This window comes from Amycolatopsis sp. lyj-90 (assembly GCF_046549035.1).
Taxonomy (GTDB): Bacteria; Actinomycetota; Actinomycetes; order Mycobacteriales; family Pseudonocardiaceae; genus Amycolatopsis.
The window spans coordinates 748,331-772,501 of sequence record NZ_JAJPWP010000003.1 but is presented as its reverse complement, the minus strand read 5'-3'; the positions used below and the strand labels follow the sequence as shown (position 1 = coordinate 772,501).

Genomic DNA, 24,171 nt, shown 5'->3' with positions numbered 1-24,171 from the left:
CGTGAACTCCAGGCTGTCCCGGCACGACCACCTCACCAACCTTTACCGACCAAACAGTGACCTGACCTGCACAGACGGTGAAGCGACACCAAAGGTCCCCCGCTCCCCCGAACGGCCGCGACCCGGTCGGCCGAGTGCTTCGGTTTCGATCTCTTGATCGAGACAGTGACCCATCGCCTAGTGCGCCACGCCTCACACAGGCCAGTTCCATCACACGACCGCCACCGAGGGGGTTAGCCTGGTAGGCGCATCAGCGGTGTTCAAGATCTCGAGACGGATAGAGGCGAGTCCAAGCCGTGTCCAGCAGCAGCCCTGCGTCACAATTCGGCCCCAACGAGTGGGTTGTCGAGGAAATGTACGACCAGTTCCTCGCCGACCCCACCTCAGTCGATGCCGCCTGGCACGACTTCTTCGCGGACTTCAAGCCAACGCAGGCCGCGCAGACGAAGGCTGACGACGTCCGTCAGACCTCCGCGGAGACCGCCAAGGACGGCTCGGGCACCAACGGCCAGGCCTCCGCGCCGTCGCCGCAGACGGTCCGCAACGCCGAGTCCACCGCGAAGCAGACCGCCCCGGCGAAGGCGGCTCCGAAGACCGAGGCGAAGCCGGCCGCGAAGCCCGCTCCGAAGGCCGCGGCCCCCAAGGCCGCCGCGAAGGCGCCCGCCAAGCCCGCCGAGAAGGACGCCGAGCCGGAGTCGAAGCAGCTCCGCGGCGCCGCGGCGGCCATCGCGAAGAACATGGACGCCTCGCTGTCCGTGCCGACGGCGACGAGTGTGCGCGCCGTCCCGGCGAAGCTGATGGCGGACAACCGCATCGTCATCAACAACCACCTCAAGCGCACGCGCGGCGGCAAGATCTCCTTCACGCACCTCATCGGCTACGCGATGGTCCGTGCGCTGAAGAACTTCCCGAACCTGAACCGGCACTACCAGCTGATCGACGGGAAGCCGTTCGCGATCACGCCGGAGCACGTGAACTTCGGTCTCGCGATCGACATGAAGGGCAAGGAAGGCTCCCGCACGCTCGTCGTGGCCTCCATCAAGGCCACCGAGAACATGACCTTCATGCAGTTCTGGCAGGCCTACGAGGAGATCGTCAAGAAGGCCCGCAACGGCAAGCTGACGGCCGACGACTTCGCCGGCACCACGATCTCGCTGACCAACCCCGGCGGCATCGGCACCAACCACTCGGTGCCGCGGCTGCAGGCGGGCCAGGGCGCGATCATCGGCGTCGGCGCCATGCAGTACCCGGCGCACTTCGAGGGCACCAGCGAGAAGGCCCTGGTCGACCTCGGCGTGTCCAAGATCATGACGCTGACCTCGACCTACGACCACCGCATCATCCAGGGCGCGGAGTCCGGCGAGTTCCTCAAGCGGATCCACGAGCTGCTGCTCGGCGAAGACGGCTTCTACGACGACGTCTTCACCAGCCTGCGCCTGCCGTACGAGCCGATCCGCTGGGTCGCCGACATCCCGGACGGCCCGGTCGACAAGACCGCGCGCGTGATCGAGCTGATCGACGCCTTCCGCATGCGCGGTCACCTGATGGCCGACACCGACCCGCTGAACTACCGGCAGCGCAGCCACGCCGACCTCGACGTCCTCTCCCACGGCCTGACCCTGTGGGACCTGGACCGCGAGTTCCCGGTCGGCGGTTTCGCCGGCCAGGAGCGGATGAAGCTGCGCGACATCCTCGGCGTCCTGCGCAACTCCTACTGCCGCACCGTCGGCATCGAGTACACGCACATCCTCGACCCCGAGGAGCGCCGCTGGATCCAGGACCGCGTCGAGGTCCCGCACGAGAAGCCGGACCCCGCGGTCCAGAAGTACGTGCTCTCGAAGCTCAACGCCGCCGAGGCGTTCGAGACCTTCCTGCAGACCAAGTACGTCGGCCAGAAGCGCTTCTCCCTCGAGGGCGGCGAGACGGCGATCCCGCTGCTCGACACGCTGCTGGACAAGGCCGCCGAGCACGAGCTCGACGAGGTCGTCATCGGCATGCCGCACCGCGGCCGCCTGAACGTGCTCGCCAACATCGTCGGCAAGCCGATCGCGCAGATCTTCCAGGAGTTCGAGGGCAACCTCGACCCGGGCCAGGCGCACGGCTCCGGTGACGTGAAGTACCACCTCGGCGCCGAGGGCAAGTACTTCCGCATGTTCGGCGACGGCGAGACCAGGGTGTCGCTGACCGCGAACCCGTCGCACCTGGAGACCGTCGACCCGGTCCTCGAGGGCATCGTCCGCGCGAAGCAGGACATCCTCGACAAGGGTGGAGAGGGCTTCACCGTCCTCCCGGTCCTCATGCACGGCGACGCGGCCTTCGCGGGCCAGGGTGTCGTGGCCGAGACGCTGAACCTGGCGCTGCTGCGCGGTTACCGCACCGGCGGCACCGTGCACGTCATCGTCAACAACCAGGTCGGCTTCACCACCGCGCCCGAGCACTCGCGTTCGAGCGAGTACGCCACCGACGTCGCGAAGATGATCGGTTCGCCGATCTTCCACGTGAACGGTGACGACCCCGAAGCCGCGCACTGGGTGGCCAAGCTGGCCGTCGAATACCGCCAGGCGTTCCACAAGGACGTCGTGATCGACCTGATCTGCTACCGCCGCCGCGGGCACAACGAGGGCGACGACCCTTCGATGACCCAGCCGGCGATGTACGACATCATCGACACGAAGCGTTCGGTCCGGAAGACCTACACCGAATCGCTGATCGGCCGCGGCGACATCTCCGTCGAAGAGGCCGAGGCCGCGTTGCGCGACTTCTCCAGCCAGCTGGAGCACGTGTTCAACGAGGTCCGCGAGCTGGAAAAGCACGTGGCGAAGGCCAGCCCCTCGGTCGAGGAGGAGCAGCAGGTCCCGGCCAAGGTGCCCACCGCGACCACCAGCGAGGTCATCGAGCACATCGGCGACGCGTTCCTCAACGTCCCCGAGGGCTTCACCCCGCACCCGCGGGTCAAGCCGGTCATGGAGCGCCGTCACAAGATGTCCCGCGAAGGCGGCATCGACTGGGCCTTCGGTGAGCTGCTCGCCTTCGGTTCGCTGGCCATGGAAGGCCGCCTGGTGCGGCTGTCCGGCCAGGACTCCCGCCGCGGCACCTTCACCCAGCGCCACTCGGTGCTGATCGACCGCAAGAACGGCCAGGAGTACTCGCCGCTGGCCAGCCTGGCCGACGGCCAGGGCCGCGTCATGATCTACGACTCGGCGCTGTCCGAGTACGCGGCGGTCGGCTTCGAATACGGCTACTCCGTGGCCAACTCCGAAGCGCTGGTCATGTGGGAAGCGCAGTTCGGTGACTTCGTCAACGGCGCGCAGACCGTCATCGACGAGTACATCTCCTCCGGCGAGGCCAAGTGGGGCCAGCTCTCCGATGTCGTGCTGCTGCTGCCGCACGGCCACGAGGGCCAGGGACCGGACCACACCTCCGGCCGCATCGAGCGTTTCCTCTCGCTGTGCGCCGAAGGCTCGATGACCGTCTCGGTCCCGTCCACCCCGGCGAACTACTTCCACCTCCTCCGCCGTCACGCCCTCGACGGAGTCAACCGGCCGCTGGTGGTCTTCACCCCCAAGTCGATGCTGCGCAACAAGGCCGCGACCTCGCAGGTCGAGGACTTCACCGGCCAGACGAAGTTCATGTCGGTCATCGACGACGCCGTCGTCGACCCGGCGAAGGTGCGCAAGGTCCTGCTGACCTCGGGCAAGCTGTACTGGGAGCTGGTGGCGGAGCGGACGAAGCGCGAGGCGAACGACATCGCGATCGTGCGCGTCGAGCAGTACTACCCGCTGCCGAAGAAGAAGCTGCTGGCGGCGCTCGAGCGCTACAACGGCGCTCCCGCGGTCTGGGTCCAGGAGGAGCCGGAGAACCAGGGTGCGTGGCCGTTCTTCGGCCTGAACCTGCCGCGGAAGCTCCCGGAGGTGTTCTCCAGCCTGGACGTCGTGTCGCGTCGTCCGATGGCCGCGCCGTCGGCCGGTTCGTCCAAGGTGCACGAGGTCGAGCAGAAGGCGCTCATCGCGCGGGCCTTCGACTGATTCGAGTGATTCGAGCGGAAGGGGCCCTTCACCGCATCTCATGCGGTGAAGGGCCCCTTCGCTGCGTCTTACGCGGGGAAAGCGTCCTTCAGCTGCCGATCGCCTCGGAAGTCGCCTTCGCGACCTTCAGGGCGTTCTCCTTGCACAGCTTCTGGTCGATCGGTTTGCTGGGCTCGGCGCCACTCACGATGATCTGTGCTTCGACGTTCCCTTGATAGAACTTGATCGAGCACTGCCCGTCGGACCGGATCTCGTTGTAACCGGCCTTGGTCGCGTTCGCCATGCCGGGGATCACTTCCCCGCCGTCGTCCATGGCGTTGTCGTACCCCGCCTTGGCCCATGCCTCGCCGGCGCCCGTGCCCGGCTCCTTCGACTTCGACAGGTACATCGTCACCAAAGCCGACGGAGCACCGTATTCACGCCAGGAGCACGAAGACGCCGTGTAGACGATGTCCTGGGCCGACGTGCTCGCCGGCTCCTCGCCCTTCGGCGGTTCGAGCGGGGGCAGGTTCCTCACCCTGTCGCCGATCTTCTGGCATCCGGGCATCGAGGTGTACTTGTCCGGCGGCCCGGTCTTCTTGGACGAAGTCGGCGCCGAGGATGAAGACGAACCGGAGTCGCCGGAGAGCAGCAGGAAGGCCGCGACCCCGCCACCGCCGAGCAGCACCACCGCGCCGACGGCGATCCCGACGATGAGGCCGGTGTTGGACTTCTTGGGCGGGGGCGGTCCGTACCCGGGCTGCGGGTATCCGGGATATCCCTGCTGCGGGTAACCCTGCTGATACGGCTGCTGTGGCCCCTGCTGATAGGGCGGTCCGGGCTGCATGCGCAGAGATTAAAGCCTCAGGAAGGTCCTTAGTGGACGAACGCCGCAACTGGGCGCCGAATCACCCTCCGGAGACGGGAAGGCCCCCTTCCCAGCAGGAGGAAGGGGGCCTTCACGTACTCCAGGGGTGGATCAGAGGGTCAGCGACCAGCTGTTGAGCGTGCCGGTGTCGACCCGGTACACGTCCTGCACCTTCAGCTTCCAGGCGCCGTTCGCGGCCTCGGCCGCGGCGTTGACGGTGTACGTGGTGTTGATGTTGTCGGACGAGTCGTTGCTCGAACCCTTCAGGCGGTACGAGGTGCCGTCCGGCGCGACCAGGTCGATGACCAGGTCACCGACGTAGGTGTGGGTGATGTTCACCGCGACCTTGGTGGTGGCCGAGGCGTTGCGGGCGCAGTTCGCGACGGTGACCGTGCTGGTCACCGCGGCACCGGCGTCGGGGATGGCGACGGCGCCGCTGCTGGTCTGCGTGCCACAGGGCGTGGGCTCGGGGCCGGGGCCACCGCCGGTACCGGTGTAGAGCAGGACGTTCGGCGAACCGGTGCCCGGGCTGGTCACCTTGCCCTTGGTGCCGGCGTTGACGAGCGCGTCACGGACCTGGGCGGGCGTGGCGGTCGGGTTGGCCGAGGCGTACAGCGCGGCCGCGCCGACGACGTGCGGGGTCGCCATCGAGGTGCCGCTGATGGTGTTGGTGCCGTTGTTCAGCCACGTCGACGTGATGCCGCTGCCCGGCGCGAAGATGTCGAGGCAGGTGCCGATGTTGGAGAAGTCGGACTTGGCGTCGGTGTTCGTGGTCGAGCCGACGGTGATCGCCTCGGGCGTGCGGGCCGGGGAGGTGTTGCACGCGTTGGCGCCGTAGTCGTTACCGGCCGCGACACCGTAGGTGACGCCCGCCGCGATCGACCGCTGGACGGCCTGGTCGAGGGTCGCCGAAGCGCCGCCGCCGAGGCTCATGTTCGCGACGGCGGGCTTGACGGCGTTCGCGGTGACCCAGTCGACACCGGCGATGACACCGGCGGTCGTCCCGGAACCGGAGCAGTTCAGCACGCGGACGGCGACGAGCTTGACGCCCTTGGCCAGACCGTGCGCGGTGCCGCCGATGGTGCCCGCGACGTGGGTGCCGTGGCCCTGGCAGTCCGTGGCGTCGTTGTCGTTGTCGACGGTGTCACGGCCGTGGGTCGCGCGTCCGCCGAAGTCGGGGTGCGTGGTGAGGATGCCGGTGTCGACGACGTACGCGGTGACGTTCGACGCGGTGGTGCTGTAGCTGTACTTCTGGTCCAGCGGAAGGCTTTGCTGGTCGACCCGGTCCAGGCCCCACGAGGGCGGGTTCAGCTGGTCCGCCGAGATCGAGACGGTCTGGTTCTGCTCCACGTAGGCCACCGCGGGGTCGGCGGCGACACGCTTCGCCTGCTTTTCGGTCAGCGCGCCGGAAAAACCGCGGACCGACGACGCGAAGGTCTTCTCGACCGTGCCGCCGTGACGGTTCGTCAGGTTCTTGGCCGCGGCTTCGACCGAGGAGCCGCCCTTCAGTACGACGATGTAGCTGTCCTTGATCGCCTTGGCGCTACCCGCGTTGACGATCGAACCCTCGGCCGCCGACGCGGCGGTGGTACCGCCGAGCGCCGTGAGCACGGCGACGGCCGCAGTGACACCGAAGACAGGCAGGCGTCTCTTCAAGGTTCCCAGGGAATTGTTCAAGATATTCCTCCCAGGCAGGGTCGACCCACGGGCATGAATAAGCCCGCCGGATCGTTGGGGTGAATCAGAGGTGAAGCGCGTTCCACTTAGGAGCGCAGGCTGAGACTAAGTCGCGGATTCACCCCAAGGAAGACCTTGCATTACGGACATCTCGGTAGTAATGGGCGGTCTTCCGGCGCAGGTCGGGCACCGTTCAGCCCCCGCCTTTAGTCGCGTTTTGCGCCCGTACGGCCCACGAAGAATGGGGAATCCGCACACCTTGTGGTCGCTTTCCCACCCACCGGACGTTTCAGCGGAGTGAAAGTACACACGGATGGCCGCCTACTAAAGTCGCGACCTCGGCGGGCGGAAATCGATTTCCATCCTACCTTCGGATGGAGCACACTCGGGCCCATGCAGCTCCGACAGGAAATCCCGGCCGACCGCGAGGCGATCCACGCCGTCCACCTGGCCGCGTTCGCGAAACACAGTGTCCCGGTGGTCGAGGCGAAACTCGTCGACGAACTCCGGGAGGACGGCGATCTGATCGGCGCACTGTCCATCGTGGCCGAACGCGACGGGAAGGTCGTCGGGCACGTCTGCTGCAGCCCGTCCCGCCTCGGCTCCGACGAGAAGTCGACGGTCGGCCTCGGCCCGCTCGGCGTCCTGCCCGAGTACCACGCCTCCGGCATCGGCTCCGCGCTCGTGCACGCGGTGCTCGGCGCGGCGGACGCGCTCGGCTACGGCGCGGTGGTCCTGCTCGGCGACCCGAACTACTACTCCCGCTTCGGCTTCGTCCTCGCCGAACAGCACGGGATCACGCCACCGGTCGCGGAATGGGCGCCGCACTTCCAGGTCCGCACCCTTCGCGCGTACACCCCCGGGCTCCGGGGCGAGTTCCGCTACTCGCCCGCGTTCGACCGCCTCTAGCCCTTCCCGCGTTTCGTCCTCTAGTTGCGGTACTTGCACGCGCAACTACCGCAACTAGAGGACTAAACGCGGCAGTCAGGAGGGCGCGAGGAGGTTGTTCCGGCGCAGGAACTCCTCGGCGACGTCGAGCGGGTTGCGCTTCTCCTCGCTGAACTGGACGTTCAATTCGGTCAGCTGATCGGTCGTGAGCGCCGCCGAAACCCGGTTCAGCGCTTCGACCTCCTTCGGCGACAGCGTCCCCTTCGCGACAAGAGGGACGATGTTCTGCGCGGGGAACATGTTCTTGTCGTCCACCAGCGGGACGAACCCGTTCGCGGCGATCGTCGACGACGTGCTGAACAGGTCCGCGACCTGGATGTCGCCGGACTTCAGCGCGGCGACCGTGACCGGGCCGCCGGTGTCGGTCGTGCGGATCTCGGCGAACTCGCAGCCGTAGAGCGCCTTGATCTTGTCCTTCCAGCGGCTGCTCCACTGGCCGGGACCGCCGAAGACGAGTTCCTTGCACCGCTTGCCGAGATCGGAGAAGGTCTTGATCCCGGAATCGGCGAGTTCCTTGCGCACCACCAGAAGGTCCTTGTCCTCGGCGGGCGCCTGGTCTAGCACCTCGAATCCGGACGGCACCTTCTGCTTCAACTGCGCGTAGACGTCCTGCGGGGTGGTCGCCTGCGTCTCCTTGTCGAAGTAGCGCAACAGGTTCCCGCTGTAGTCCGGCACCACCGAAAGCGACTTGTCCTGCAGTGCCTTGACGACGACCTCGCGGCTGCCGACCGGCGGGCGCACGGTCACGTTCTCCGCACCCGCGTTGCGCAGCGCGCCCGCGTAGATCTGGGCCAGCAGAAGACTTTCCCCGACGTCGGACGCGCCGATGATGATGTCACCGGTCGTACCGCCTTCGGCGCCGCCGGCGAGCGGATTGCCACAGCCCGCCGCCACCAGTGCGATCCCGGCGAACAGCGCCGTCACCGTCCGCTTCATACCTTCGCCTTCTTCCCGCTCGCGGCCTGCGCCAGCCGGACTCCCTTGGGCACCAGCGCTCGCTGGACACCCGCCAGGACGAGATCCAGCAGCACGGCGAGCAAGGTCGTCAGGATCGCGCCCGCGACCACCTGGGGATAGTCCAAAATGGCCAGTCCGTCGAGGAGGAACCGGCCGAGTCCACCGAGCCCGACGTAGGCCGCGACGGCCGCCGTCGCCACCAGTTGCAGCACCGAGTTCCGCACCCCGCCGAGCACCAGCGGCAGCGAAATCGGCACCTCGACCTTCCACAACCGTTGCCAGCCGGTCATTCCGATGCCCTGCGCCGCGTCGACGACGCCGTGATCGGTCGCCTGCAGGCCCGCGTAGGTCCCGGCGAGGATCGGCGGGACGGCGAGCACCACGAGCCCGATGATCGTCGAGATCTCGCTTTCGGTGAAGAGCAGGAACAGGAAGGTCACCAGCCCCAGCGTCGGCAGCGCGCGGATCGCGTTGCCGCCGCTCACCAGCAGCACCGCGCCGCGGCCGGTGTGCCCGACGTAGAGCCCGAGCGGGATCGCGATGATCAGCGCGAAGACCAGTGCCAGCAAGGTGTAGCCGAGATGCTGCAGCAGCCGGTTGAGAATGCCCTCCGCGCCCTGCCAGTGGGCAGGGTCGCCGAACCAGTTCAGGACGTCGCCGATCATTTCGCCCCCGCCGTTGTCGCCACCCGGTCCCAGGGTGTGAGGAGATTGCGGAGCTGGACCAGCACCAGATCGACGATCAGCGCGAGCAGCAGTGTCGCGACGATCCCGACGACGATCGGCGAGAAGTACTCACGCTGGAAGCCGTCGGTGAACAGCACGCCGAGCCCGCCGGTGCCGATCAGCGCGCCGACGCTGACCAGGCTGATGTTGCTGACCGAGGCCACCCGGACGCCCGCCGCGAGCACCGGCACCGAAAGCGGCAGTTCCACGCTGAGGAACCGGCGCGCGGGTTTGTAGCCGATCGCCGTGGCCGCGGCGACGACATGCGGCGGGACGGCGTCGAGCGCGTCGAGCACCGGGCGCACCAGCAGGGCGGCGGTGTAGACGGTGAGCGCGACGATGACGTTGACGCTGTCGAGGATCTTCGAGCCGATGATGCCCGGGATCACCACGAACAACGCGAGCGACGGGATCGTGTACAGCAGGTTCGACACGACCAGCAGCACGGAACGCGCGGCGGCGAACCGATGGCCGAGCCAGCCGGCCAGTACCGCGATCACCAGCCCCAGCACCAGCGGGACCAGCGACAGGTAGACGTGGTCGAGCAGGTCGCCGAAGAACTGCGAGCGGTTGTTGGCGCTCGCGAGGTAGCGGCCGAGTTCCGCGAAGAAGTCCCCCATCAGGAACCCAGTGGCAGCGCTTCGATCACGTCGAGGACTTGCTTGGCTCTGACCACGCCGAGGACCTTGTTTTCGGCGTCGACCACGACACCGAGGCTCGCGGGCGACGAAAGCGCCGCGTCGAGCGCGCCGCGGATCGGCGAACCCTGCACGTACAGCGAGCCACCCGCGGCGAGATCGGTCTCGGCGAGCTCTCCGTCCACAGTGGACCCGGGGCGCAGCCAGCCGCGCGGCTGCCCGTCGGCGTTGACCGCGACCAGCCACTCGTCGGACGGCCCGGAGACCGGCTTGCCGACCTCGACCCGCTTGACCTCTTCGACGACGATGCCTTCCGCGGAAAGGAAGGAAAGGCCGCGATAGCCGCGGTCCTTGCCCACGAACGACGCGACGAAGTCGTCGACGGGATGCCGCAGCACGTCCGACGGCGTGCCGTACTGCGCGAGCACACCGCCGACGCGAAGCACGGCGATCTTGTCGCCGAGCCGCACGGCCTCGTCGATGTCGTGGGTGACGAACACGATCGTCTTGCCCAGCTGCGACTGCAGGCGCAGCAGCTCGTCCTGCAGTTCCTCGCGGACGATCGGGTCGACGGCGGAGAACGGCTCGTCCATCAGCAGCACCGGCGAATCCGCCGCGAGCGCCCTGGCGACGCCGACCCGCTGCTGCTGGCCGCCGGAAAGCTGGGCGGGGTACCGCTTGCCGAGTTCCGCGGGCAGGCCGACGGTTTCGAGCAGCTCGGCCGCCCGCTTGCGCGCCTTGGCCTTGTCCCAGCCGGTCAGCAGCGGCACGGTGGCGACGTTGTCCAGTACTGTCCTGTGTGGAAAGAGGCCGGCGTGCTGGATGACGTAGCCGATGCCGCGGCGCAGCAGCGCCGGGTCGCCGTCGCTGACGTCCTTGCCGTCGAGCAGCACGGTGCCGGAGGTCGGCTCGACCATGCGGTTGATCATCCGGAGCGACGTGGTCTTGCCGCAACCGGACGGCCCGACGAAGACGGTGATGGTGCCGTCCTCCACGGTGAGGTTCAGGTCGTCGACAGCGACCGTCCCGTCCGGATACCGCTTGGTCACGCCACGGAACTCGATAGTCACGTGTCTCTCCCCATGTCTGGTCGAAAAACCGTAGCCCAGATCGGCCCTGTTGGCACGGTGTCCCAGGAGCCGGTTCACTAGGCTGCAGGCCGTGAGTCCTTCCGTCGATGACGTCCTCGCGGCGCACGGTGTCCACGTGCGACCGCTCCATCAGGTGATTTCCCTGCTCCGGACGGATTGGCGTGACCTAGGCGAGCTGATCCGGATCAGCACCGCGCCGCGCCGGAGTGTCGAAGACGTCCTGAACGCGCTCGGCGACGACCTCGAGCGGAACGAGTCCCGCCTCCGGCTCACCCCCGCCGCCCGCGAGAAGTACGCGCGCTTCGGGGCACAGGACCGGAAAACCGATCCTGACCTGCTGAAGACCATCACCAGCTACGTCGAGAACGTCCCGGCTCCGCTGGCCGCGCTCGACCACGTGCAGGCGACTCCGGAGACCGTGCTGAACCGCGCGCTGTGGCTGGACGAGCGCTACGACCTCGACACCGCGAAGCTGCTGTTCCTCGGCGACCACGACCTCACTTCACTGGCCGTCCGCGCGCTGCGGCCCGACGCGGACCTCACCGTCGTCGATCTCGACGATCGTGTGCTGGCCTACATCGACGAGCTCAGCGAGCGATCCATCCGCACCCTGCACACGGATCTGCGCGTCGGCCTGCCACCGTCGGTGACCGGGCGGATGGATCTCGTGTTCAGTGATCCGCCTTACACCCCCGAAGGAATGGGCCTTTTCGCGGCGCGTGGGGTCCAGGCGCTCAGCGAACCCTCGGACGGGCGTTTGCTGCTCGCTTACGGCTACAGCCCCCGCCACCCCGCCCTGGGCGCACAGGTGCAGCGGGCGCTGGCGACGCTCGGGCTGACCTTCGAAGCGATCCTGCCGGGCTTCAACCGGTACTTCGGCGCGCAGGCGATCGGGAGCGCGGCGGACCTCTACGTCTGCCAGCCGACCGCGAAGTCGAAGAAGAACCGCGGCGGCAAGGGGAAGGCCGCGATCTACACGCACGGACCGCAGTCGGTGGAGTCCGCGGGCGCGGCCAAGCCGTCGCTGCTGGACAAACTGCACGAAATCGCCACCGAAGGCGGGCTGGCGCTGGAGTCGCGGCCGGTCGACTGGTCCGTTTCCGGGCCGGAAGGCGACGCGGTCGCGATGGACCTCTCGGCCGACCCCGGCCCGTGGCTGCTGCGGACCCTGCTGGGCACCAACGCGCGGCGGCTGGCGCTGCTGGTCCCGAACTCGCATCCCGACCTGACGAACGCCGAGGCGCAGGGCGCGCTCAACCGGCTGGTCGGGGCGAAGTACAAGCTGCGGCTGCTGCGGAGCACCCCGGACAACCGGCACGCCATCGTCGTCGCGGACGCCGTCGAGCACCAGGAAGACCTGCTGACCCGGGCGCACGCGCGGCTGGCGAACGTGTCGCTGGACCTGCCGCCGGAGCTGACGGACGCGCGGCTGATCGACCTGCCGCGGCACCGCCTGGCGGAACTGCTCGCCTGACGCTCCCGGCTGTCATCGGAACTTCATCGAGCCGTACCTAGGTTCGGCTCCATGAACGAACCGCGCGGCCTGCCGCTGACTGGTGTCGTGCCCGCCCCGCCGTACGGGTCCCCCTACCCTCCGCCGCGCCCCACGACCAGCGGCCTGGCGACAGCCGCGCTCGTGCTGGGACTGACCGGTTGCCTGCCGCTGACGTTGCTGCCCGCGATCATCCTGGGCATCGTCGCGCTCGCCCAGACCGGTCCGGGGAAGCGGCCGGGCCGCGGTCTGGCGATCGGTGGCCTCGCGGCCGCCGGGGTCTGGACCGTCGGCTGGGTCGCCCTGCTCGGGAACACCATGGCGGACCCGGATCGCTACACCGCGAACCCGTCGAGCGCGGGCTGCGTGACCCCTTCGCCCGGCTACGCCACGGTGCGCACCTTGAAGCCGGGCGAATGCTTCGAGCAGCCCGAGGTCAACGCCACCTACACCAGTGTCGAACTCACCGCGTGCGGTGGCGCGCACAGCACCGAGGCGATCGGGGCCTTCATCGCGCCGGACGGTCCGTGGCCCGGAAACGAGAAACTGAAGGCGGAGGCCTTGCCCCGGTGCGAGCGGATCATGGCCAAGAACGTGGACCGCCCGCGGCTCGACGCGGCCGGAGTCGACGCCTACCTGAGCTACGCGGGACCCGATCGCGTCGGCTGGGAGCACGGCGTGCGCACCGTGCACTGCACGATCTTCTCGCCCGGCTCACTGCTGACCGGCTCCGTACTCGCCTCCGGCGCCGATCTGGCCCTGCCGACCGGCTGAGATGTGCGACCCCCGGACGCTATGAAAGGCCCGTTACTTGCAAAATTTGCAAGTAACGGGCCTTTCATAGCACTTGAGAAAGCGTGAAAGGGACCGTCACACCACGCCGTCGACCTCGGCGGCCTTCGCGACCGCGGCGGCCACCTCGGGCGCGACGCGCGGGTCCAGCGGGCTCGGGACGATGCGGTCCGGTCCGAGGTCGTCCTGCGCGACGGAGAAGATCGCGTCGGCCGCGGCCAGCTTCATGTTCTCGGTGATCGCCCGCGCGCCGGAGTCCAGCGCGCCGCGGAAGACGCCGGGGAACGCCAGCACGTTGTTGATCTGGTTCGGGAAGTCGCTGCGCCCGGTCGCCACGATCTTGGCGTACCGCGACGCCGCCACCGGGTGGACCTCCGGGTCCGGGTTCGACAGCGCGAACACGATCGCGTCGTCGGACATGCCTGCCAGCAGGGTCTCGTCGATGGTCGCCCCGGACAGGCCCAGGAAGACGTCTGCGCCCTTCAGCGCCTCACCGAGGCCGCCGCGCAGGCCGCTCGTGTTCGTCGTTTCGGCGAGCTTCTGCTTGATCGGGTTCAGGCCCTCGCGGCCTTCGTGGATGATGCCGCGCGAGTCGAGCACGGTGACGTCCGCGACGCCGGCGTTCTGCAGGATCCTGGCGCAGGCCACACCCGCCGCGCCCGCTCCCGAGACGACCACGCGCTGGCCGGAGATGTCCTTGCCGAGGACCTGGTTCGCCCCGCGCAGCGCGGCCAGCGTGACGATCGCCGTGCCGTGCTGGTCGTCGTGCATGACCGGGCAGTCGAGAGCCTCCTTGAGGCGGTCCTCCAGCTCGAAGCAGCGCGGCGCCGAGATGTCCTCCAGGTTCACCGCGCCGAACGACGGGCGCAGCCGGACCAGGGTCTCGATGATCTCGTCGACGTCGGTGGTGTCGAGCACCAGCGGGATGGAGTCGAGGCCGCCGAAGGTCTTGAACAGGACCGACTTGCCCTCCATGACCGGCAGCGACGCGCTCGCGCCGATGTCACCGAGGCCGAGCACCGCCGTACCGTCGCTGACCACCACGACCAGCCTGTCCGCCCACGTGTACCGCTTCGCCTTGGCCGCGTCCTCGGCGATGGCCAGGCTCACCTTCGCCACACCGGGCGTGTACGCGACCGAAAGGTCACGGGGCGAGGAGATCGGGCGCGTCGCGGCCACGGAGAGCTTGCCGCCCTCGTGTCCTTCGAAGATCTCGGCGTCGGTCACTGGCGTGGTCATCGTGGTTCCCGTCATTGCTTCCGCCGTGTCTAAGGACGGCGAAGTCTCGATTCGAGCGAAGGTCATCGGGTTTCTCCTGGGACTGCGAGCGGGGGAACTGGCCGGTGAGCAGGCCGAACAGGGCATGGCCCAGCCACCTGGGGTAACTCGTCCTCCGACACGGCAGCCCAGCGCGGTAGCGCCGGCCTGTCGGCGAAGCGTCCATTCGGCCATCGGTGCCGTGGGTGTGGCGACGGCCGCGGACGCAGCGGTCAGATCATTGTGACAGGCATACGGACCAGTGTGCCCCTCTGGTGCGGTTGATGTCACAAAGGGGCCGGGCTTTCCGCAGCTCAGGAGAGGTTTCCCAAGACGTCCGTCCGGCTTGGGAATGGCTCGTTAGCATTGAGGCCATGCAAGCCAGGCGCCTCAGCATCCCCGACTGTTTCGAATTCACCCCTCGCGTATTCCCCGATCACCGCGGTCTGTTCGTGGCGCCGTTCCAGGAGGAGGCGTTCGCCGAAGCGGTCGGACATCGGCTTCGCCTGGCACAGACCAACACCAGCGTTTCCCGGCGCGGCGCCGTCCGCGGCCTGCACTTCGCGGACACCCCGCCCGGGCAGGCGAAATACGTGTACTGCCCGAGCGGTTCGCTGCTGGACGTCATCGTCGACCTCCGCGTCGGTTCGCCCACCTTCGGCGAATGGACGTCCGTGCTGCTCGACAGCGCCGAGTACAAAGCGGTCTACATCGCCGAAGGCCTCGGTCACGCTTTCATGGCGCTCGAAGACAAAACGGTGATGGCCTACCTCTGTTCCGAGCCGTACAACCCGGCGGGCGAGCACGGCGTCAACCCGATGGACGCCGATCTCGCGCTGCCGTGGCCGCAGGATATCGAGCCGGTGGTGTCCGAAAAGGACACCGAGGCGCCCTATCTGAAGGAAGCCTTGGAGCAGGGGTTGCTGCCGAAGTACGACGAATGCGTCGCGTACTACGAAAAGCTGCGGGCCGAGGGCTGAGTCAGCGCGACAGGTCCTCACGCAGCACCCGATCCACGTTCCGCTCCGCCAGCGCGGTGATCGTCACGAAGGGGTTCACCCCGGTGCTGCCCGGGATCAGCGACCCGTCGGTCACGTAGAGGTTCCGATAGCCCTTGACCCGGCCGTACAGGTCGGTGGCCTTGCCCAGCACCAGTCCGCCCAGCGGGTGGTAGGTGAACCGGTTCTCGAACGACCGCGTGTCCCCGAACAGGTCGCTCCGGTAGACCGTGCGGTTCGCCCGGTTGATCTTGTCGAACAAGGACTTCGCCGCGGCGATCGACGGCTGCCCCTGCGCGGCGCTCCACCGGAGTCGCGCGGAGTCGCTGGCGGCGTCGTAGGTGAAGTGGCCGCGTTCGGGGTTCTTCGTGATCGCCAGGTACAGGCTCAGCCACGTCTCGATCCCGGCGGGGACCGGCGCGACTTCGGCGAAGACCGGGTTCACCGGGTCGTCCCACGCGTCGATGCCGAGCGCGGGCATCCCCGACTGCAGCGAGCCGCCGAGGTCCCACGCGTGGTTGGCGCGGCCCAGCATCACGTTGCCGTTCGTGCCCCAGCCGCGGCCGACCTCGTCGTTCAGTTCGGGCAGCGTCCCGGTTTCCCTTGCCCGCACGAGCAATTCCGTCGAACCGAGGCTGCCGGCGCCGAGGAAGAGGTACTTCGCGCCGAGTTGTTTCCTCGCCACGACCGCGCCGTCCTCGGACGTTTCGTGCACGGTGAGGACGTACGTGCCGTCGGTCTGCCGGGTGATCCCACGGGCCTGGTGCAGCGTCTTGATGGTCACCTTCCCGGTGCCCAGCGCGGCCGCGAGGTAGGTCTTGTCGAGGGAACGCTTGCCGTGGTTGTTGCCGTAGATGACTTCCGAGGCGAGCGCCGACCGTGGCACCGTGCCCGCTTCCTCCCGCTTCATGTACTCGAAGTCGTAGACGCTGGGCACGAACACCGTCTTGAGCCCCGCCCGCGCCGCCGCCTTCCGGGAAACCCGCGCGTAGCGGTAGGAACGGCAGGTTTCGAACCAGTCCTGGTCGATGTGGTTCACCCCGAGCTCCTGGTTGGCCCGGGGGAAGTAGGTCCCGTACATCTCGTCCGCGTCGACGGCGGGCAGGATCTCCTCGAAGTACGACCGCTTCGGCGTCACGGCCATCGCGCCGTTGACCAGCGAACCGCCGCCGACGCCTCGTCCGACGTACACGGACATGTCACCGTGATTCACCCTGTCGAGGACACCGGGGTACCGCTTGATGTCCCGGTTGGCCAGGTCCAGCCAAAGGAACGACGCGAGCGGCGCTTGCGTGCGGTCCTTGAACCACATGGCCCGCCTGTCCGGCTTGAGCATGTCGCAGAAGACGTTGCCGTCAGGACCGGGCTCGTTCCACAGTTTGCCCATCTCCAGCATGACGGTGGGAATCCCGGCTTCGCCGAGGCGCAGCGCGGTGACCGCGGCGCCGTAGCCGGTGCCGACGACCACGGCCGTCGAGAAGCCCGGGGCCGTTTCTTCGGCCCGCGCGGTGGAAATCGTGGTGAGCCCGAGAGCGGCGGCGGAGTTGAGTGCGGTGAACCCGAGGAACTTGCGGCGCGACAGTGGGGACATGGGCCGATGATCACCCGCTGCTCGCGGCGCCTTCAAGACCGAATCCGAAATCGATTCGCGTCAGCTGGGTAAACACCGTTAAGTTTCACTCGAACGAGGTGATTTCCGGGATCCCCTGGGGGTCTTCCCCGATGTGACCCAGACCGCGACGGACCACTCTTTCGAGTCATGAGACGCCTTCTCGCCGCGGCCGCTGTCGCACTCTCCGCCGCCGCCCTCGTCGTCCTGCCCGGCCACGCCTCCGCGGCGTCGTCCCCCTTGCCCGAGTTCGACTTCTCCGCCTGCCCCGCCCCGCCCGCCAACGCCGACCCCGGCACCTGGCGCTGCGAAGCCTTTGTCTCCCAAGGAGTCCTGACCATCGGCGACCGCGAGATCCCGCTCGGGGAGATGCGGCTGACGTTCTCCGAAGGCAAGGTGGGCGGGAAGTTCGCGCAGGTGTTCGGCGAACTGCGTCACGCCCCCGCACGGATCAGCGGCACCTTCGGGGCGAGCATGCAGCTGAAGTACGGCGGTTACTCGGACTTCCTCTCGAACGACGAACGCCGCGGCGAACTGGACCTGTACGCGGCCCTGCGGCATCCGTTGCTGCCCAAGGGATGCACGATCGGCACGCTCGACACGCCGCTCCACTCGGTGGTCAAGGACGATCCCGCGGTGCCCTTCGAGGTGATCTCGAAGAACCCGCAGACGGTGAAGTTCGGCGTCGTCGACACCCAGCTCGCCCTTCCGCGCACGACCGGCTGCGGACCCTTGACGCAAGTAGCCGACCACTTGCTCGGCCTGCCGTCGCCGAGCGGGTCGAACACCTTCAAGCAGGTGACCTACGTCCAGTTCAAGCCCCTCTGACTCCCGCGTTTAGTCCTCTAGTTGCGGTAGTTGCACACGCAAGGACCGCAACCAGAGGACGAAACGCGAAGCGAGGTGGGCGCTTACTTCTTCTTGGTCACCCAGATGGTGATGGTCGCGGTCACGACGGGCTTGCCGTTCGTGTCCGTGATCGTCACCGGCACCGGGAGTTCGAATCCTTCGTCGCCGAATTCCGGCAACTCGGGTAGTTCGGCGACGGCCCGCAGGCCGGTCTCGGCCTTCGCCACGTAGGAGACCGTCATCCCCTTGGGCAGCCAGCGATGCGTCGTCGGGACGGTCGCCTCGGCGAGCATGCCCATGGCGATCTCGGCGAGGTTGCACGCCGCGATCGCGTGAAAGGTCTTGATGTGGTTGTAAACACCCCACCACTTCGGGGACGTCACCTCGCACCGGCCGGGCCGCAGTTCGCGCACCGACGGGAGCACCGTCCGGAAGTACGGCACACGCAGGCACATCGCCGCCGAGAACAGCTGTTTGCCGACCGGCTTCCCGGCCAGCCGGTTCCACATCGCGTAGGTCGGATTCTGCGCCATCACGGTCTCCTCATCATGTTACTCACCAGTAGCATAGCCGGACCGCAGGCTATATTCGCAACCGTGGCTAATCGGCTCTTCCTTCTCCGGCACGGTCAGACCGAGTGGTCCGTCAACGGACGGCACACCGGACGCACCGACATCCCGCTCACGGCCGCGGGCGAAGGGCAGGCGCGCGCCGCGGGCGGCACCCTGCGCGCGGTGCTCGGCGGCAGCCCCGCCCTCGTCCTTTCCAGCCCCCGCACCCGCGCGCTGCGGACGGCCGAGCTGGCAGGCCTGCGCGTCGACGAGGTCACCGAAGAGCTGTCCGAATGGGATTACGGCGACTACGAGGGCATCACCACCCCGGTGATCCGCGAAACCGTTCCCGGTTGGACGGTCTGGTCACATCCGATCCCCGGCGGCGAAAGCGCGGAGGACGTCAATGCCCGCGCGGACAAGCTGATCGACCGTGTCCGCGAGCCGCTCGGCAAGGGTGACGTGATCCTGGTCGGCCACGGGCACTTCAGCCGTGTCCTGGTCGCGCGCTGGGTCGGGCTGCCTTCGACGGCGGGCGTCCACTTCGGACTCGACCCGGCCGGCGTCGCGGTGCTCGGCGACGAACGCGGCGAGCCCCAGATCGAACACCTCAACCTGCTCCCCACCACCGAGGACTGAAATGGGCGACGACCGCATCCGGCGGATCCGCGAAGAAGACATCGACGCCGTGGTCCGGCTGGTCTACGACCTCGCCGAATTCGAACGCGCCCCGGACGAATGCCACCTCACGCCCGAGCAGCTGCGCGTCGCGCTGTTCGGCGAGGCTCCGGGCCTGTTCGGGCACGTCGCCGAGGTCGACGGCGAGATCGTCGGCTACGCGCTGTGGTTCCTGAACTTCTCCACGTGGCGCGGCGTGCACGGTATCTACCTCGAGGACCTCTACGTCCGCCCCGAGCAGCGCGGCTCCGGCCTCGGCAAGGCGCTGCTGGCCACGCTCGCGGCGGTCTGCGTCGAGCGTGGTTACGCCCGCCTCGAATGGTCGGTGCTGAACTGGAACCCGGCTCAGGGGTTCTACAAGTCGCTCGGCGCGGTGCCGATGGACGAATGGACCGTGGACCGGCTCACCGACGAGCCGCTGAAGGCGCTCGCCGCCGGGATCTGATAGCCAGGCGCAGCGGGGTCGGGTTGGTCGTGAGCGGCGTTTCGGGTTCTAGCGGACCCATATTTGCCTACCCACGGGATCCTGATGTGGGTGAGTGGGGAAGATTTGGGACGTTGACCGTCTCAAATCTTCCCCACTCGGCTGCCGTCCGCGGGGGTGTGGGGGTGGCATGGTCTTGATCGACGGAGGATCGGGGACGTTGAGTGTCCCCGATCCTCCGTTGATCGAGCTCCGAGACCGGAGCGCCCCCTCGACTCCCGCACCTCACCTTCGCCCTGGTCACACGCAGGTAGGCAAATACCGGTCCGCACTAACCCGAAACGCCACTCACGACCACGCCACTTTTGACTCACCCCTCGATCAGGAGTCCCGCTCCTCGCGTTCGCGACGCGCCGCACGACCCGCGGCGCCGTCGCGTTCGGCGGCTTCTTCCTCGGTCTCGCCTTCCCGCAGCCCGAGCGCCCACGCCCGCGACGGGCGGCGGAACAGCAGCACGATGACGGCGACGCCGATCAGGCCCAGTGGCACGCCCCACAGCGGCTGCCCGGACGGCCCCGCGCCGTACCAGCCGACGCCGACCAGGATCAGCGCGACGACCACCCCGGGCGACCTCGCCCAGGTCTTCCCCAGCACCAGCCCGGCCGCGCAGGCCAGCGTTCCGGCTGCGAGGACGAGGTAATAGGCGACCTCGGCCAGGAGGTTCTCCGGTCCGGCCTGGCCGTTGACCAGGAGCAGGACCGCGAACACGATCAGGGCGAGCCCCGGCAGCGCGGTGACGACGCCGGCGAGGCGGACTTCACGGGGCGCGGGCGAGAGCTTGTCGGCGATGGACACGGCGAAACAGCCTTCCAGGCTTCCGGACACGGCACTCCACCAGGGCGGGTCACCGTACGTGAGCACTTTCGATCGTATGCCACCCGGTCGGCCGTTTTCGTCCGGCCGCCGACCGGAAAAAATGAAGGCGTCGTCGATGAGCGGGCGGTCGGCCCGGGTGCACTTGTCACGACGAGCAGGGGCCTGCTCCGGGTGTTCAGTGATGCCCGGAGCACTGAGCTTCGCGTCACCTGACGCTCCCCTCTTCGGGCGGACGTCACCTACCCTGCGGAAGTGCGTGCCATCCTCGTCGTGAATCCCCAGGCCACCTCGACCACCGCCGGTGGCCGTGACGTGCTGGCGCACGCACTGGCCAGCCAGGTCAAACTCGACGTGGTGGAAACCGACTACCGCGGCCACGCGATGGCCGTGGCGCGGTCCGCCGCCCGTGACGGGATCGACCTGGTGGTCGCCCACGGCGGCGACGGCACCGTCAACGAAGTGGTCAATGGTCTGCTCGCGGACTCGGACGGCGCTCCGGGCGCCATCGGCGACGTCCCCATGCTCGGGGTCGTGCCGGGTGGTTCGGCGAACGTCTTCGCCCGCGCGCTGGGGATCGCGCACGATCCGGTGGAAGCGACGCACCAGCTCCTCAACGCCATCGAGAACGACCGAAGCCGCAAAGTCGGGCTGGGACTCGCGGACGGCCATTGGTTCACCTTCAACGCCGGAATGGGCTGGGACGCCGACGTCGTCGGCCGCGTGGCCAAGCGACGGGGCAAACAGACCACGGCGGGGCTCTACCTGAGGGCCGCGGTGGCGTCCCATCTGCGGCCTCCGCTCGGCCGTCCGGCCCTCACGGTCCGGATCCCGGGTGAAGAGCCCACCGAAGTGCTGACCGCTTTCGTGTCGAACACCGATCCGTGGAGTTACCTGGGGGACCGTCCCGTCCACCTGAACCCGGGCAGCTCATTCGACACCGGATTGGGCCTTTTCGCGTTGAGCGGTCTGCGATTGCCCACCGTGTTCAAGCATGTACGGCAGGCATTGCTCACGAAGAGCGACCAACGCGGACGACGTCTCCTTCGTCACGATGACCTGCCGATGATCCGCATCGACGCTGCTGAACCGGTAAACTTCCAGGTGGACGGCGACCTCGTCGGCCAGCGGAAGCGAGTGGAGTTCTTCAGCGTTCCGGAAGCACTGACAGTAACCGTCTGAGCACCGGACCACTGATCGCCTGCGGCAAAGTGCAACCTGCCGCTCATCGACGCAGAACCTCCGCTCACCGCATCGGCCTTCCCTTCGGGAGGCTGTTTCGGAACGAAACCGCAGGTCAGAAGCGTCGCTCGGCCGGGTGAGCTGACTCACCGATCTTCAGAAAACCCTTGTCGAAACGGGTGCTTCGTGAAAGCATTCACAAGCACCCAAAAAAACGACCGCCATGACGACTATGGCGCGGAGTACCGCGCCGTTATGAAGGAGCTCAGAAACATGGACTGGCGCCATGACGCGGCCTGCCGAGACGAGGACCCCGAGCTGTTCTTCCCGGTGGGAACCAGCGGTCCTGCTCTGTCGCAGGTAACTCAGGCGAAATCCGTGTGCCACCGCTGCACCGTCGCTTCCGACTGCCTGGCCTGGGCTTTGGCCAGCGGGCAGGACGCAGGCGTCTGGGGCGGGATGAGCGAGGACGAGCGACGGGCCCTGAAGCGCCGTCGTACGCACATCGGCACGCGTACCTCCGCCTGAGTTTTTAAGAAGACTCAGCACGCTTCATCGAAGTAACCAAAATCGAGTAGCACCCCAAGCTTCGGGAATCCCGCGGCGCAGTGGCTGTATGGCCCTGCGTTGTGAGGTGACACCTACCCGACTTGAGCTTAACAAGCGAGGCCAACACGCCCCCACGGGGGTCCGGCTTCACCGGACTTTCTCCAAGTCCTCCCGCGGAACCGTTACAGGGCCGGCGCCATCTTCTCTTCGGGCGCCGGCCCTAAAACGTGTCCGGGTTAGACAGTCCACAAAGGACGATCAAAGAGGACTGTCCACTACGGCCACTCAGAGCCGGCGGGAAAGCGGGATCCGCAAAGCCGCTTCGGTGCCCGCCCGGCGACCGCCGGTTTCCTCGGCCTCCCCGCGCAGTCCGCGAAGGGACAGCGATCCGCGCAGTTCCGATTCCACCAGCGTCCGCACGATCTGCAGGCCGAGGCCGTCGCTGCGTTCCAGGGAAAAACCCGACGGCAATCCGCGCCCGTTGTCGCGGATGACGACGTCGAGCCAGCGGGCCGAGCGCTCCACCTCGAGTTCGACCTTGCCCGGCCGTCCGCCGGGGAACGCGTGCTCGATGGCGTTCTGGACCAGTTCGGCCAGCACCATCACCAACGGTGTCGCTATCTCGGCGACGACGACGCCGAACGAGCCCTTGCGCGAAAGCCCGACCTGGGACTCGGCCGTCGCGACCTCGCCGACCATCGGGAGCACGTTGTCGAGCAGCTTGTCGAGATCGACCCGCTCGTCCACCGAGATGGACAGCGCCTCGTGCACCATCGCGATCGACGAGACCCGGCGCACGGACTCGCCGAGCGCGAGCCGCGCCTCCTCGCTGGAGGTCCGGCGCGACTGGAGCCGCAGCAGCGCGGCCACGGTCTGCAGGTTGTTCTTCACCCGGTGGTGGATCTCGCGGATGGTCGCGTCCTTCGAGAGGAGTGCGCGGTCACGGCGCTTCACCTCGGTGACGTCGCGCACCAGCACGAGCGCGCCGGCGGGCTGCCCCGCCGGGCGCAGCGGCAGCGCACGGAACAGCACGACGGCACCGCGGCGGGAGTCCGCCTCCGTCCGGCTGCTGGGCTTGCCGTCGAGCGCCTCGATGATGCGGTGCGACACCTCGGTCGCGTCGAACGGGTCACGGATGAGCGACCTGGTCAGCGGCGCGAGACGCTGACCGACGAGGTCGGATTCGTGCCCCATCCGGTGATAGGCCGACAGCCCGTTCGGGCTGGCGAAGACCACGGTGCCGGTCGGGTCGAGACGGATCAGGCCGTCGCCGACGCGGGGGCTGGTGTGCGTGTCCGTCTGGTTCCCCGGGCTGGGGAAGGTGCCGTCGACGATCATCTGGCACAGGTCACCGGCGCTGCCGAGATAGGCGATCTCGAGCGGGCTCGGCACCCGCGACGCCGCCAGGTTGGTCTCGCGGCTGAGGACGGCGATCACCGTGCCGCCGAACACCACCGGGATGGCCTCGCGGCGCATCGGCAGGTCGCGGTACCAGTGCGGATCCTCTTCGCGGCAGATCCGCACCTCGCGGCTCGCCTTGGCGAGCTGCGGATGCTCGTCCACGGTGAACCGGGAGCCGACGACGTCCTCGGGATGGGCCGTCGGCGCGGTCGTCGGGCGCGCGTGCGCGACGCAGACGTAGTCGCCGCCGTCGGGCTGGAGCTCCTCCGAGACGGCGACCCAGAGCAGGAAGTCGGCGAAGGACAGGTCGGCCAGCAGCTGCCATTCGGCGACCACGGTCTGGAGATGGTCCGCGGCTTCACCGGACATGCCGGTGTTCTCCGCGAGCAGATCGGAAAGGGTGGACACGTCCCCATCCAAGCAGGGTGAGGGCCGCATGACACACTGAACAGGTTGACCCTGGCCCAGCGGTGTCGTACCACCCCGCGAGGGCCACTCGGACGAGGAGTGAAACATGTCGAAGCGCGCCCGCAAGCGTCGCGACCGTAAGAAGAACGGCGCGAACCACGGCAAGAAGCCCAACTCCTGATCATCGATCAGACAGCGAA

General features: G+C 67.9%; 22 protein-coding genes. 11 read left to right on the top strand and 11 right to left on the bottom strand.

Going from position 1 to position 24,171, the window contains the following annotated elements:
• Positions 1–296: 296 nt before the first annotated feature.
• Positions 297–4,025 (top strand): multifunctional oxoglutarate decarboxylase/oxoglutarate dehydrogenase thiamine pyrophosphate-binding subunit/dihydrolipoyllysine-residue succinyltransferase subunit, encoded by a 3,729-nt coding sequence (locus ACLJPX_RS15195; protein ID WP_410600624.1) that lies wholly within the window; start codon positions 297–299, stop codon positions 4,023–4,025.
• A gap of 88 nt (positions 4,026–4,113) precedes the next feature.
• Here ACLJPX_RS15195 and ACLJPX_RS15190 read toward each other — a convergent pair whose 3' ends face one another.
• A complete protein-coding gene (locus ACLJPX_RS15190) occupies positions 4,114–4,851 on the bottom strand; it encodes a hypothetical protein (RefSeq protein WP_410600623.1) in 738 nt (245 codons plus the stop codon).
• Positions 4,852–4,983: 132 nt separating this feature from the next.
• A complete protein-coding gene (locus tag ACLJPX_RS15185) occupies positions 4,984–6,549 on the bottom strand; it encodes a S8 family peptidase (protein WP_410600622.1) in 1,566 nt (521 codons plus the stop codon).
• A gap of 393 nt (positions 6,550–6,942) precedes the next feature.
• On the opposite strand from ACLJPX_RS15185, the gene ACLJPX_RS15180 reads away from it, so the two are divergent.
• Complete coding sequence (locus tag ACLJPX_RS15180; RefSeq protein WP_410600621.1) at positions 6,943–7,458, top strand: GNAT family N-acetyltransferase; 516 nt, start codon at positions 6,943–6,945, stop codon at positions 7,456–7,458.
• A 75-nt stretch (positions 7,459–7,533) separates the two neighbouring features.
• Here ACLJPX_RS15180 and ACLJPX_RS15175 read toward each other — a convergent pair whose 3' ends face one another.
• Genes ACLJPX_RS15175 through ACLJPX_RS15160 form a run of 4 tightly spaced genes read right to left on the bottom strand, consistent with a single transcriptional unit; the run spans position 7,534 to position 10,887 of the window.
• Positions 7,534–8,433, bottom strand: coding sequence for an ABC transporter substrate-binding protein (locus ACLJPX_RS15175; RefSeq protein WP_410600620.1), 900 nt, complete (start codon positions 8,431–8,433; stop codon positions 7,534–7,536).
• Positions 8,430–9,119, bottom strand: a complete 690-nt coding sequence (locus ACLJPX_RS15170) for an ABC transporter permease (RefSeq protein WP_410600619.1) — start codon at positions 9,117–9,119, stop codon at positions 8,430–8,432. The genes ACLJPX_RS15175 and ACLJPX_RS15170 overlap by 4 nt, the downstream gene beginning before the upstream one ends.
• On the bottom strand, positions 9,116–9,799 hold the full coding sequence (locus tag ACLJPX_RS15165; RefSeq protein WP_410600618.1) for an ABC transporter permease: 684 nt from the start codon (positions 9,797–9,799) through the stop codon (positions 9,116–9,118). The genes ACLJPX_RS15170 and ACLJPX_RS15165 overlap by 4 nt, the downstream gene beginning before the upstream one ends.
• Entirely contained in the window at positions 9,799–10,887 is a 1,089-nt protein-coding gene (locus ACLJPX_RS15160) for an ABC transporter ATP-binding protein (protein ID WP_410600617.1), read from the bottom strand. The genes ACLJPX_RS15165 and ACLJPX_RS15160 overlap by 1 nt, the downstream gene beginning before the upstream one ends.
• A 91-nt stretch (positions 10,888–10,978) precedes the next feature.
• Here ACLJPX_RS15160 and ACLJPX_RS15155 point away from each other — a divergent pair, with 91 nt between their 5' ends.
• A complete protein-coding gene (locus ACLJPX_RS15155) occupies positions 10,979–12,382 on the top strand; it encodes a bis-aminopropyl spermidine synthase family protein (protein WP_101610394.1) in 1,404 nt (467 codons plus the stop codon).
• Between the two features lie 51 nt (positions 12,383–12,433).
• Positions 12,434–13,174, top strand: a complete 741-nt coding sequence (locus tag ACLJPX_RS15150) for a septum formation family protein (RefSeq protein WP_410600616.1) — start codon at positions 12,434–12,436, stop codon at positions 13,172–13,174.
• Positions 13,175–13,270: 96 nt separating this feature from the next.
• On the opposite strand, the gene ACLJPX_RS15145 is transcribed toward ACLJPX_RS15150, so the two are convergent.
• The gene (locus tag ACLJPX_RS15145; protein WP_410600615.1) at positions 13,271–14,446 is read right to left on the bottom strand and encodes an NADP-dependent malic enzyme; all 1,176 of its coding nucleotides are present in this window, start codon (positions 14,444–14,446) and stop codon (positions 13,271–13,273) included.
• Between the two features lie 377 nt (positions 14,447–14,823).
• Here ACLJPX_RS15145 and rfbC point away from each other — a divergent pair, with 377 nt between their 5' ends.
• The gene (rfbC, locus tag ACLJPX_RS15140; RefSeq protein ID WP_410600614.1) at positions 14,824–15,429 is read left to right on the top strand and encodes a dTDP-4-dehydrorhamnose 3,5-epimerase; all 606 of its coding nucleotides are present in this window, start codon (positions 14,824–14,826) and stop codon (positions 15,427–15,429) included.
• A gap of 1 nt (position 15,430) precedes the next feature.
• Here rfbC and ACLJPX_RS15135 read toward each other — a convergent pair whose 3' ends face one another.
• Positions 15,431–17,038 (bottom strand): GMC oxidoreductase, encoded by a 1,608-nt coding sequence (locus tag ACLJPX_RS15135; protein ID WP_410600613.1) that lies wholly within the window; start codon positions 17,036–17,038, stop codon positions 15,431–15,433.
• 168 nt (positions 17,039–17,206) lie between these two features.
• Here ACLJPX_RS15135 and ACLJPX_RS15130 point away from each other — a divergent pair, with 168 nt between their 5' ends.
• Complete coding sequence (locus ACLJPX_RS15130; RefSeq protein WP_410600612.1) at positions 17,207–17,884, top strand: hypothetical protein; 678 nt, start codon at positions 17,207–17,209, stop codon at positions 17,882–17,884.
• Between the two features lie 83 nt (positions 17,885–17,967).
• Here the strand turns inward: ACLJPX_RS15130 and ACLJPX_RS15125 are convergent, their stop codons facing one another.
• Positions 17,968–18,438, bottom strand: a complete 471-nt coding sequence (locus tag ACLJPX_RS15125; protein WP_101610400.1) for a hotdog fold domain-containing protein — start codon at positions 18,436–18,438, stop codon at positions 17,968–17,970.
• A 63-nt stretch (positions 18,439–18,501) separates the two neighbouring features.
• Here ACLJPX_RS15125 and ACLJPX_RS15120 point away from each other — a divergent pair, with 63 nt between their 5' ends.
• Positions 18,502–19,095 (top strand): acid phosphatase, encoded by a 594-nt coding sequence (locus tag ACLJPX_RS15120; RefSeq protein ID WP_410600611.1) that lies wholly within the window; start codon positions 18,502–18,504, stop codon positions 19,093–19,095.
• A gap of 1 nt (position 19,096) precedes the next feature.
• Positions 19,097–19,579 (top strand): GNAT family N-acetyltransferase, encoded by a 483-nt coding sequence (locus ACLJPX_RS15115; protein ID WP_410600610.1) that lies wholly within the window; start codon positions 19,097–19,099, stop codon positions 19,577–19,579.
• A gap of 360 nt (positions 19,580–19,939) precedes the next feature.
• On the opposite strand, the gene ACLJPX_RS15110 is transcribed toward ACLJPX_RS15115, so the two are convergent.
• Positions 19,940–20,443 (bottom strand): hypothetical protein, encoded by a 504-nt coding sequence (locus tag ACLJPX_RS15110; protein ID WP_410600609.1) that lies wholly within the window; start codon positions 20,441–20,443, stop codon positions 19,940–19,942.
• 243 nt (positions 20,444–20,686) lie between these two features.
• Here ACLJPX_RS15110 and ACLJPX_RS15105 point away from each other — a divergent pair, with 243 nt between their 5' ends.
• Both ACLJPX_RS15105 and ACLJPX_RS15100 read left to right on the top strand, forming a co-directional pair.
• Entirely contained in the window at positions 20,687–21,613 is a 927-nt protein-coding gene (locus ACLJPX_RS15105; protein WP_410600608.1) for a diacylglycerol/lipid kinase family protein, read from the top strand.
• A 273-nt stretch (positions 21,614–21,886) separates the two neighbouring features.
• On the top strand, positions 21,887–22,141 hold the full coding sequence (locus ACLJPX_RS15100; RefSeq protein WP_026466945.1) for a WhiB family transcriptional regulator: 255 nt from the start codon (positions 21,887–21,889) through the stop codon (positions 22,139–22,141).
• A 306-nt stretch (positions 22,142–22,447) separates the two neighbouring features.
• Here ACLJPX_RS15100 and ACLJPX_RS15095 read toward each other — a convergent pair whose 3' ends face one another.
• Positions 22,448–23,971 carry a sensor histidine kinase gene (locus ACLJPX_RS15095; protein ID WP_410600607.1) on the bottom strand — a complete coding sequence of 508 codons (1,524 nt, stop codon included), beginning with the start codon at positions 23,969–23,971 and terminating at the stop codon, positions 22,448–22,450.
• Positions 23,972–24,077: 106 nt separating this feature from the next.
• On the opposite strand from ACLJPX_RS15095, the gene ACLJPX_RS15090 reads away from it, so the two are divergent.
• Positions 24,078–24,152, top strand: a complete 75-nt coding sequence (locus tag ACLJPX_RS15090) for a 50S ribosomal protein bL37 (protein ID WP_369299112.1) — start codon at positions 24,078–24,080, stop codon at positions 24,150–24,152.
• The last annotated feature ends 19 nt before the right edge of the window (positions 24,153–24,171 follow it).

Bases quoted from the DNA above. Each gene is read 5' to 3' on its own strand.
- ACLJPX_RS15190 (WP_410600623.1), bottom strand. From the start codon at position 4,851: ATGCAGCCCGGACCGCCCTATCAGCAGGGGCCACAGCAGCCGTATCAG.
- ACLJPX_RS15180 (WP_410600621.1), top strand. From the start codon at position 6,943: ATGCAGCTCCGACAGGAAATCCCGGCCGACCGCGAGGCGATCCACGCC.
- ACLJPX_RS15175 (WP_410600620.1), bottom strand. From the start codon at position 8,433: ATGAAGCGGACGGTGACGGCGCTGTTCGCCGGGATCGCACTGGTGGCG.
- ACLJPX_RS15170 (WP_410600619.1), bottom strand. From the start codon at position 9,119: ATGATCGGCGACGTCCTGAACTGGTTCGGCGACCCTGCCCACTGGCAG.
- ACLJPX_RS15165 (WP_410600618.1), bottom strand. From the start codon at position 9,799: ATGGGGGACTTCTTCGCGGAACTCGGCCGCTACCTCGCGAGCGCCAAC.
- ACLJPX_RS15150 (WP_410600616.1), top strand. From the start codon at position 12,434: ATGAACGAACCGCGCGGCCTGCCGCTGACTGGTGTCGTGCCCGCCCCG.
- ACLJPX_RS15145 (WP_410600615.1), bottom strand. From the start codon at position 14,446: ATGACGGGAACCACGATGACCACGCCAGTGACCGACGCCGAGATCTTC.
- rfbC (WP_410600614.1), top strand. From the start codon at position 14,824: ATGCAAGCCAGGCGCCTCAGCATCCCCGACTGTTTCGAATTCACCCCT.
- ACLJPX_RS15135 (WP_410600613.1), bottom strand. From the start codon at position 17,038: ATGTCCCCACTGTCGCGCCGCAAGTTCCTCGGGTTCACCGCACTCAAC.
- ACLJPX_RS15130 (WP_410600612.1), top strand. From the start codon at position 17,207: ATGAGACGCCTTCTCGCCGCGGCCGCTGTCGCACTCTCCGCCGCCGCC.
- ACLJPX_RS15125 (WP_101610400.1), bottom strand. From the start codon at position 18,438: ATGGCGCAGAATCCGACCTACGCGATGTGGAACCGGCTGGCCGGGAAG.
- ACLJPX_RS15115 (WP_410600610.1), top strand. From the start codon at position 19,097: ATGGGCGACGACCGCATCCGGCGGATCCGCGAAGAAGACATCGACGCC.
- ACLJPX_RS15100 (WP_026466945.1), top strand. From the start codon at position 21,887: ATGGACTGGCGCCATGACGCGGCCTGCCGAGACGAGGACCCCGAGCTG.